Source organism: Nodosilinea nodulosa PCC 7104 (genome assembly GCF_000309385.1).
GTDB lineage: Bacteria > Cyanobacteriota > Cyanobacteriia > Phormidesmidales > Phormidesmidaceae > Nodosilinea > Nodosilinea nodulosa.
In genome coordinates, this window is sequence record NZ_JH976537.1 from 4,384,259 (window position 1) to 4,393,180 (window position 8,922).

Genomic DNA, 8,922 nt, shown 5'->3' on the forward strand with positions numbered 1-8,922 from the left:
CCGCAAAAAAGCTCGCAGGCCGTGCCTACGAGCTTTCGGGGGCGGTTGGGTTGGCCTAAGCGCTTTCCATTGAGACTTTTACCGTGCGGCTGCGGCGCTTGTATTCCGACTTTTTCTTGTAGCCCACAGCCTGGGCGGCGTGGCTGTCGGGGCCAAACTGGCCTCGAATCGATTCTTTCATGGCCAGCACGGCGTTATGAAAGTTCCATTCGGCCTGGCGGGCTTCGTCAGAGGCTGCTTTGTGGCTGACTTCTAGAGCGGTTTCTTGCTTTTGCTTGGCCAGCATGAGCTCGTAGTACTCTTTGAGGGCACCGGGGGTGGCCTCAGTGCGAACGGGGATGTAGCCCTCGACGGTGTCGAGCCCGTTTACCGATTCGATGTCGGTGCTGATAATTTTGCCGGTCAATCGACGCGTGGTATTAATGACTGCCATGGGCAATCCTCCTAATTGCAAATAGGGTGAATGGGTTTGCATCCGCTGAGTCGAGGTTTCGAAGGGGGGCAGCCCCTGGGGGTGAAACCTGAATGCCGGTGCTGCTGACAGCGAGGAATGCAAGATTTAAGCGTAGAAAAACAGCGCTTTCAGGGGAGACGGCGACCTGTTTTCTTTTGGCATGGGTCTAATTTGGCCTAGGAGATAAATGGGTGTCATGGGGGGCAAGGCCCTATGTTCAACTTGCGCTTTGCTGGGCTAGCGATCGCTAGACAGGTGACGTATCGCTGGGCACCATAACTACATTGAGGCGAGTTTTATTGACCTGCGTCAATGCTGATGTCGTTGTGGTTTAAGCGCATCCTCAAAGGGGGGCTGCATGTTAAGGTTTGCTCTATGTCGAGACTCTAAACTATTGAGTCAATCAGCTATTGAGCGATGACAAGAGCCTGTGCAGCCGCCGCCACGATGTTTGCACGGCTGACCAGAGCGATCGCCGCGGTCGTTATAAGCATGGGAGCAGCGACAAGGGCGATCGCAGCGCTGCATAGACCGTTGCAGCCAGGCTCAACGAGGATGGGCAGAGGCTCAAACTCATGCCTATCCCGGTTTAGGTTTACTCCACGGGGGTAATGCGGCGGGTCATGACGCTGATGTATTCGCCGCTGCGCCCGGTGGGGATGGGGTCTAGCCAGGCGATGCGTTTGCCCTCCGGGCAGGCTGCGCCAACACAATATCGAAGCAGTGACCTGCGGTTGATGGCTTCGACTACGGCGGCATATTCGCCCAGCAGGATGTGGCAGAGCCGGTCTGGCCGGTAGGTGGGCAGCCTGAACTGAGTGGAGACGCTGAGGTCTCCGGGGTTGGTATAGATCATACGGGTGTCTCCGTTTTCGGTTTAGGAAAACGGGGAACGATCTAGCGGTCCCAAGTGAAGGTAAAACAAGACGCTAGAGCCTAGAATGCATCCAGGGCATCTCACTGACCACGACTAAGATGGGATGTCTCAGGGGAGTTGGGAAGTTGGCGCTTCCCTGACTCCCGTCCAGATACATTCCCCATCTGAGCGTCATAGGCGAAGTGGTGGGGAAGTTCGACCGTATTGGGTAGAAGTAAACCTTGATTGACTACTGATGGTAAAGGTACAAAATGTCAGACCTTCTAGAACGAATTACGGTTAACCCAAAACAGTGTGGCGGTCGCCCTTGCATTCGCGGCATGAGAATTCGCGTTTCTGATGTGCTGGATCTGTTTGCAGCAGGCCTGAGCGCTGAGGAAGTTTTGGAAGACTTGCCCGACCTGGAGATGGATGATATTAGAGCTTCCCTGGTTTATGCGGCTCGTAAACTGAACCATCCTGTTCTGGTGGTCTAAGGCTAAACTCTTAGATTATGAGCAAGCGAGATAAACTACGTGAACGCTTGAAGAATAATCCTGCTGATGCAAGGTTTTCAGATATTCGCAAGCTATTAGAGTACGAAGGGTTTGTGCTTGACCGAGTCACGGGCAGCCATCACGTCTTTTTGAAAGATGACATCACTTTTGTTATTCCTGTTCACAACAACAAGGTCAAAACAGTTTACGTCAAGCGAGTGATTGAACTAATAGAGCAAACCAGCAGTTAAACTCAGAAGGATCTAAAAGATGGATCATCTAAATTATCCGATTATTATTTACCCCTGTGACGAGGGTGGATTCGTGGCAGAAGTTCCCGCGTTAAAAGGGTGCTTAGCTCAAGGCGAAACGCTGACTGAGGCATTAGAAGAACTGGATATTGTCAAGCAACTCTGGCTTGAAACTGCTCGAAAACACGAGAAAAAATTGCCTGATGTAAATAATGCGATCGAGAAAGTAAAAGCTTTGAGCTACAGTGGCTCAGCTTAACATACGATTCATGTAATGATGCAGGCTCAAAAACGGTCATAGCTGCGGTGTTTCCCAAAGCCCATGCCGCACAGATTCCTGTGCAGACGGGAATGACCAAACAGCCAGCTATCAGGATGATGAATTTGCAACTTCGGGATGCACTCCACCGATCGCACCGCTTCTAAGTCGTATTCCCTGTTGCGATCGCCATACCTTCTTCCATCCTGCCACCAGACAGATTACGAAGCAGCAAAACCTTTACGTGCTACTTTGGTTGCCTTTGACGACGTCGAAGCAAATTTGAGAATATTGGGGTTAGGTCTAGAACGGTGCTGTTTCTGCGCCTCATACCGTTCATTAATCTCAACCTGGCGGCGACAAAATTCATAATCATCCCGAAAATGCCGGTAAACCTCCTCATAGGACCTGTCAATATCAAAATATAGCTCTTCGGTTTCTAATGCTTTCAACGTCTCTTCGAGCACCATCGTTCTGGCTTTCATGTGACTGAGCTTGGGCTCTCCATACGACTCAAGCAGCTCAAGATGCCACTCCACTGGTGCAAAAGACTTGACGTTAATCGCAAAATCTCTGGTGCCATTGCTCCGGATATAGCTCACCACTTCCCCAACCGCCCCGTATGGGTTGAGCCGTTCAAGCTTGGTGTCGGCATGGGCCTCTTTGGTTGAATACAGCCAAATATGATCCAGCGTTCTTATTTGCTCCTCACACCCTTTGTAAGGCACCACCTTGATGTGTTGCAGTAAAAAAGCCGTATCGCCCGTTTTGTCAGCCGTTTCCCAGTAATTTAAATATCCCTGAAAGCGAACGCTTTGCCCCAGCCAATCGGCAAGCGGTCTACATGCGATCGGTGATTTCTGCATTTTGATGCTCCCTTGACCGAGCCTCTTGTGGGATTGAAGGGTAACTCGGTTATTTTTTCAGATTGCCCAATTTTGAGGGAGTGATCTTTAAAGGCGATGGGATAATTCTAGCGGTCATGGTGGGGTGGATGGGGCGATCGCGCAGCAGCCCAGCTGTAGATACTGTTCAGCGGTGTGAAGACCCAGCTTCGCTGGCAGCGGGGGATGCCATGGTCAAAGCCGGTCGGGTCTCTATGCTAAGGATTTTTCAAGCCGATAGCGGGCACCAATTTGTAGTCATCTGAGGGCCTTTGGCCGAGGTCAAGCGGTCCATGGAAGCAAGGCTGACCGCTGCGAACAGCTGCCCCTGCAATGGAGAAGCCACCTCGCACTACATCGTGCCCCACCCCACTGAAAATGTCGAAAGAATGCTGGATTTGCACTTCAATGCAAGAGCAGAGCCATTCAGAGTGTAATCGCCTGTCTGGTCAGCTTCCGCTTTCCTAGGAGTATTTCCATTACACACATGCTCAGGCTGTCGGCTTGTTCGTGGCCTGGGCAACAGTTGTGGGGAGGTCGCGCGCGACCCTAGCGATTCTGTTGTAGCCGCTGGGCAACTGGGCTGAGAGCTATTGCAGAGGGGCTGCCCCAAACGTGGCGTTAAATTGCTGGCACCATACGGCCACAGATTCAAACGCCGTGGGGTCAATCTCTGCGGGCACGGCGTATTCCTGGCGGCCATTGGTAGCGGTCAACGGTGCAATGACGACGTAATCTGCCTCATTGAGGGGGTAGGCGGGGGGAGTGGTTTCGGCAATTGGGTCAGCCGAGCGATGCAGCACCACCACCAGATTAGGGCCGTTGGAGGTGGCAAAATTTTCGTCGAAAACTAGGGTGGACTGACCATCCTGGCTGATGAGCTCAACGTTTCCCGTTGTTGCATGCTCAGCTGAGGCAAACACGCCCTGGCGAGCTGCGCTGGAAGCCGCAGAACTAGCGGTTGTTTCTGAACTGGCGTCGGTAGCCGAGGCGGTTTCAACGTTGGCGGAATCGGTTTCGGCAGCCGTGGGTTGGGAAGGGTTGCAGGCCGCTGTCAACAGAGCCGCCACCACCATCAAAACGGTCAGGGAGAGTCGCGCCATCATCATCCAGACATCCTCAGGCTTAGAACTGCTGACAGAGTAAAATCCCCACCTGAGCTGGAATCGATAATTTCCTGAGAAAATCCGAAGAAAAAACGTATTTGAGCATTCTGGGATTTTAGGGAGCCGGCCAAACCAGCGTGGCGGTGTTGTCGATCGCCTGCGGATTCCCCTCGCTATCTACCGAGTTGAAGTGCTCTAGCCGCCGCTGCACCTCGGGCGGCAGGTGCGAAAAGTCAATCTGAGGGTCGCCCGCCGCGATGCTGGCCCAAAAGCCCTTGAGCGTGGGGGCGATCGCCGCTGCCTCTGCCTCCGCCAGCCCCACGGGCGGGCTGGTCAAAAACTTGGTCATAAACCACTCGGCGCGATCGCTCATCCACTTGTGGGACATCGCTTGCAGATCGTCCCAGGGAGCAACGGCGGTGAGGCGGCGCGATCGCACCTCCATGCGCAGATTGCCATCCCCATGCTCAATTTCCACAATCCGGTAGGGGTGCGGATAGCTGACCAGGGACCCGGTCAGCACCTCGCACAGCTCGCCCCGCCGGGCCACATCCTGAATGTGCAGGTGGCCGGTAAACATCAGCCGCACCCCCGCGGCCTCCAGTCGCTGAATAATCTCCGAGGCATTGCTCACCATGTAGCGCTGGCCCAGCGGGCTGTTCGACTGCCCCGGCAGGTGCTCCAGCACGTTGTGGTGCAGCATCACCAAAATCAAATCATCTGGATAGGCCGCCAGGGTAGACTCTAGCCATTCCAGCTGAGCCTCATCCACATAGCCCACCCGAATCTGCTCGCCCGATGGCTCAAAGGCGTTGGAGTTGAGCGCCACCAGCCGCACGCCGGGAAGAATTTCGTGCTGGTAGTGGAGGGTTTGGCCGTCGCTGTAGCCAAAATCCTGGTACAGACGCGGAAAGTCGTGCAGGCCAATGGCGCGATCGCTGGCGTCGCGAGCAATCACATCGTGGTTGCCCGGCACCACGTAGGCCGGAAACGGCAGCCGCTTGAGGCGATCGATCAGCCATCGGTGGTTGACCCATTCGCCGTGCTGGGTCAGGTCGCCGGGCAGCAGCAAAAAGTCGAGATCCAGCGTTTCGAGATGGTCAAAAATTTGCTCAATGCCAGGAACGCTCACTTCCACCAGGTGAAAGCGATGGGGACCGTTATAGATGGTCTCGGGTTGAGCGATGTGAGGGTCGCTGATGATCGCGAAGCGAAAACGCTGTCCCATGGAAGTCAAACGCTGAATTTTGTGCATGCCCTTACCAGCCTAGCCTCTCCTCGCCCAATTGACCCGGTCAAAGTGGCATGATAGAAAGCCGTGGTTCCATTGAGGTCAAGGCTGTGGCAGTTGTCCGGGTACGTCAGCACGTCAACCCCTTGAGCGAACGATACCAGGCTCCCGTGGCGATGCCTGACTGGGGCGAAGTGTTTGCCAACCCCCAGCAGCCTCTGCACATCGACATCGGCTGCGGCAAGGGTATGTTTTTGCTGCAAATGGCTCAGCTCCAACCCCAGTGGAACTTTTTGGGCCTAGAAATTCGCAAACCCGTGGCCGAGTCGGCTCAAAAGCGCCAGCAAGACGCGGGGCTTACCAATCTCCATTTTATGTTTTGCAATGTCAATATCTCGCTGCGATCGCTGCTAGAGAGCTGGGGCGCTCAGAGCCCGCTGCAGCAGGTCTCTATTCAATTTCCCGACCCCTGGTTTAAAAAGCGCCACCAAAAGCGGCGAGTGCTGCAGCCCGAGTTGGTGGGCACCCTGGCGGAGTTTCTGCCCGGCGACGGGCGCGTGGTGGTGCAGTCGGATGTGGAGGAGGTGGCGGTGGATATGTGCGATCGCCTCACCGAAAATCCCCACTTTCTCCGCCAGGGAGAAACCTGGCTGCCCCACAGCCCCTTCCCCGCCCAAACCGATCGCGAGCGCGTCACCCTGGAGCAGGGCTTACCTGTCTACCGCGCCATCTTTACCCGCGCTTGATCTGCGAGGTTCAGGCCAGCGTGTAAAATAGCCCCAGATCTAACGATCGTCCCTGGGGTTGTAGCTCAGTAGGATAGAGCAACCGCCTCCTAAGCGGTAGGTCGCGCGTTCGAATCGCGCCAGCCCTGTTGTATGTCTAAATCTGTTGTGTACGTTTAAAGGTGCTGATCAGCGCTGGCGAATAGGTCTTATACCAAACCCTGATAAGCTACCCCCGATTCCCTAGTGGTGCATTGCGGCTAATCAAAGCCATCAGGGCGCTGCCAGGCGAGGGTGTAGCCGCGAATTCACCCTACGGTTCTACCTTTGGGAATCGGGATTATGGGATTCGGATTTGGTATTAGCTCATTCTTTCCGCAGCGGTCGCAGTTGGGCACTGACTCGCAGTACCTCGGCCACCGACCAGGCCTGGGCAAAGGCACCGCGAGGCTCCATGGGAACATCGCCATCGAAAATTTCGCTGAGGGTGCCCAGGCAGCCGCCGTGCAGGTGGTGAATCAGCGGCTCTAAAAAGCTGTGGGCCAGGTCGGCGTCTTGGTAGACGCGCCAGTGGGCCTGCACAAAAGGGCCGATCAGCCAGCTCCAGACGGTGCCCTGGTGGTAGGCGCCGTCCCGCTGGATCAGGTCGCCGCCGTAGTGGCCATGGTAGCTGGGGTGGCTGGGGTCGAGCGATCGCAGTCCGTGGGAGGTCAGCAGTCGCTGCGCCACCACATCGACAACTGCTCGCTGCTGGTCGAGGCTCAGGCAGGGTTCTCCCAGGGCCAGATCGGGGAGGGCAACGGCAAAGATCTGGTTGGGCCGCAGGGCCGGGTCGGGGCCAGTGGGGCCGTCGAGGACATCGTAGCAGTAGCCCAATTCAGAATTCCAAAAGCGCTGAAAGCCCCGGTGGGTTTGGGCCGCTAGGCTCTGGTAGGGCTCTGGGGATTTGCCCAATCGATGGGCAAAGTCTGCCATCACCAGCAGGGCGTTGTACCACAGCGCATTCACCTCCACCGGCTTACCAATGCGGGGGGTAACGACCCAGTCGCCAGCTTTAGCATCCATCCAGGTCAGCTGCACCCCTGACTCTCCGGCGGCGAGCAGGCCGTCGGCGGGGTCAACCTGAATGCCGTAGCGGGTGCCCTTATGGTGCCAGGCGATGATCTCCTGCAACTGGGGAAAGAGGTCTTCGATGAGCGCGGTATCGGCGGTGGCGCGGTGGTAGGCGCGCAGGGCCTCAAAGTACCACAGCGTGGCGTCTACGGTGTTGTAGTGGGGGGGCTGTCCATCCTCGGGAAAGGCGTTGGGCAGCATGCCCCGGTCGAGGTAGCGGGCAAAGGTTTGCAAGATCAGCCGGGCCAGGGCCGGGCGTCCGGTGGTTAGCGTTAGCCCCGGCAGAGCAATCATGGTGTCGCGGCCCCAGTCGCCAAACCAGGGGTAGCCCGCGATCACGCTTTTGCCCACCGCTGGCCTCGGTGCGAGGGGGGTGGAGGCCGCGCGCTCAGCGTCTCCCGTATGTGGGGGGGTTAGGGAATCAGCCGGGGCTGGGGCAAGGTCAGCGTCGAGATGCCCCGCATCGGCGATCGCCCGATTAACCACAAACTGATCGGCGGCCAGCACCAGCTGGTTGACCCAGGCGGGAGGGTGAGCTTCGGGCTGAGCCGATTTCCCCTGGGTAATCAGGTGATGTTCGTAGGCCAGGCGGCGTAGCAGGGCGCTTTGCCCCGAGCGATCGGCCTCGGCCTCGGTAGTCGCCACCAGGGTAAAGGACTGGCCCTGGCCCAGGGTGGGGGTAAAGGTGGCCGCGTGCAGGTGGTCGTCGTAGGGGTGAATGCCTCGGTAGGCCTCTACCGCCAGGGCGTAGCCCCTGTACCAGGTATGGGCGGGCTGGGCAGGGGCGGTTTCGCTGAGCAGATAAAAGGGTTGAACCGCTTCTTTGGCCCAGATCTGGAGACCCTGGGGGCAGTCTTTGATCTCCATCTGCCAGCCGCTGCCCTGGGTGCTTTGGTCGTGGGGGCGGTGATTAACCAAGACCTGTAGGTGAAGCTCGACGGGGGCGGTGGCCCGGTTGAGGGTATAGCGAATGTAGGTGGTGTTGGCCCCCGGCTCCATCCAAACCCGCTTTTCGAGGCGAGCGTCGGCGATCGCATAGACCCAGATCGGGATGGTGCCCTCCAGCCGAAACGACTCCAGGTGCAGGTAGCCGTGGGGAGTGAGGGCGCCATCGGCCCAGCGATCGCAGTAGAGGTCGTAGGGCTGGCCCAGGTAGGTGGCGGTTTCGTTGACCTTAGCGACCAGCAGCGTGCGCTCGACCGGCGGTTTGAGCGCTGCCACCAGCAGTCCGTGGTAGTGGCGGGTGAGCACCCCCGCCACGGTACCGCAGCCATAGCTGCCCAGCCCGTTGGTGACCAGCCATTCCTGCTGGGTGGCAATCGCCGCGCTGCCGCACAGATGACGACCAAAGGAGATAGTCATACATTCAAGATATATTTTTTGACGGCGACGATTTTCACTCGCCCGATACTATAGCCAAAATGCAGCGAAGCAAACCGCTAACGGATGGCGATCGCGCCCCTTAATTCAAAGCTTTACACAGACTTCTTCAAACCGCGCCCCAAAAAGAATCTCCCCCGCACCCCCGCACCCCCGCACCCCCGCA

The 8,922-nt window shown here is 57.1% G+C and carries 10 protein-coding genes and 1 tRNA gene; 5 read left to right on the forward strand and 6 right to left on the reverse strand.

All coding sequences use genetic code 11. The features are described from left to right. Positions 1-55: 55 nt before the first annotated feature. Together LEPTO7104_RS0120350 and LEPTO7104_RS0120355 are read right to left on the reverse strand one after the other, a co-directional pair. On the reverse strand, positions 56-433 hold the full coding sequence (locus LEPTO7104_RS0120350; RefSeq protein ID WP_017300435.1) for a hypothetical protein: 378 nt from the start codon (positions 431-433) through the stop codon (positions 56-58). A gap of 616 nt (positions 434-1,049) precedes the next feature. Then, a complete protein-coding gene (locus tag LEPTO7104_RS0120355) occupies positions 1,050-1,310 on the reverse strand; it encodes a hypothetical protein (protein WP_017300436.1) in 261 nt (86 codons plus the stop codon). Positions 1,311-1,582: 272 nt separating this feature from the next. Here LEPTO7104_RS0120355 and LEPTO7104_RS38510 point away from each other — a divergent pair, with 272 nt between their 5' ends. From LEPTO7104_RS38510 to LEPTO7104_RS0120370, 3 genes are read left to right on the forward strand one after another with little or no spacing between them, the layout of a single operon-like run. Beyond that, on the forward strand, positions 1,583-1,807 hold the full coding sequence (locus LEPTO7104_RS38510) for a DUF433 domain-containing protein (RefSeq protein WP_071527287.1): 225 nt from the start codon (positions 1,583-1,585) through the stop codon (positions 1,805-1,807). A 17-nt stretch (positions 1,808-1,824) separates the two neighbouring features. After that, positions 1,825-2,058 (forward strand): type II toxin-antitoxin system HicA family toxin, encoded by a 234-nt coding sequence (locus tag LEPTO7104_RS0120365; protein WP_017300438.1) that lies wholly within the window; start codon positions 1,825-1,827, stop codon positions 2,056-2,058. Between the two features lie 19 nt (positions 2,059-2,077). Beyond that, positions 2,078-2,317, forward strand: a complete 240-nt coding sequence (locus tag LEPTO7104_RS0120370; RefSeq protein WP_017300439.1) for a type II toxin-antitoxin system HicB family antitoxin — start codon at positions 2,078-2,080, stop codon at positions 2,315-2,317. A 221-nt stretch (positions 2,318-2,538) separates the two neighbouring features. Here LEPTO7104_RS0120370 and LEPTO7104_RS0120375 read toward each other — a convergent pair whose 3' ends face one another. The 3 genes from LEPTO7104_RS0120375 to LEPTO7104_RS0120390 form a co-directional block, all read right to left on the reverse strand. Then, positions 2,539-3,183, reverse strand: a complete 645-nt coding sequence (locus LEPTO7104_RS0120375; RefSeq protein ID WP_017300440.1) for a hypothetical protein — start codon at positions 3,181-3,183, stop codon at positions 2,539-2,541. Positions 3,184-3,791: 608 nt separating this feature from the next. After that, positions 3,792-4,304 carry a DM13 domain-containing protein gene (locus tag LEPTO7104_RS0120385; RefSeq protein WP_196358135.1) on the reverse strand — a complete coding sequence of 171 codons (513 nt, stop codon included), beginning with the start codon at positions 4,302-4,304 and terminating at the stop codon, positions 3,792-3,794. Between the two features lie 118 nt (positions 4,305-4,422). Further along, on the reverse strand, positions 4,423-5,535 hold the full coding sequence (locus LEPTO7104_RS0120390; RefSeq protein ID WP_017300443.1) for a metallophosphoesterase family protein: 1,113 nt from the start codon (positions 5,533-5,535) through the stop codon (positions 4,423-4,425). Between the two features lie 113 nt (positions 5,536-5,648). On the opposite strand from LEPTO7104_RS0120390, the gene trmB reads away from it, so the two are divergent. Both trmB and LEPTO7104_RS0120400 read left to right on the forward strand, forming a co-directional pair. Beyond that, positions 5,649-6,284, forward strand: a complete 636-nt coding sequence (gene trmB / locus LEPTO7104_RS0120395; protein ID WP_026072897.1) for a tRNA (guanosine(46)-N7)-methyltransferase TrmB — start codon at positions 5,649-5,651, stop codon at positions 6,282-6,284. Positions 6,285-6,338: 54 nt separating this feature from the next. Beyond that, positions 6,339-6,412 (forward strand) — tRNA-Arg (locus LEPTO7104_RS0120400). Between the two features lie 217 nt (positions 6,413-6,629). Here the strand turns inward: LEPTO7104_RS0120400 and LEPTO7104_RS0120405 are convergent. Continuing rightward, a complete protein-coding gene (locus tag LEPTO7104_RS0120405; RefSeq protein WP_017300445.1) occupies positions 6,630-8,738 on the reverse strand; it encodes an amylo-alpha-1,6-glucosidase in 2,109 nt (702 codons plus the stop codon). Positions 8,739-8,922: the final 184 nt, after the last annotated feature.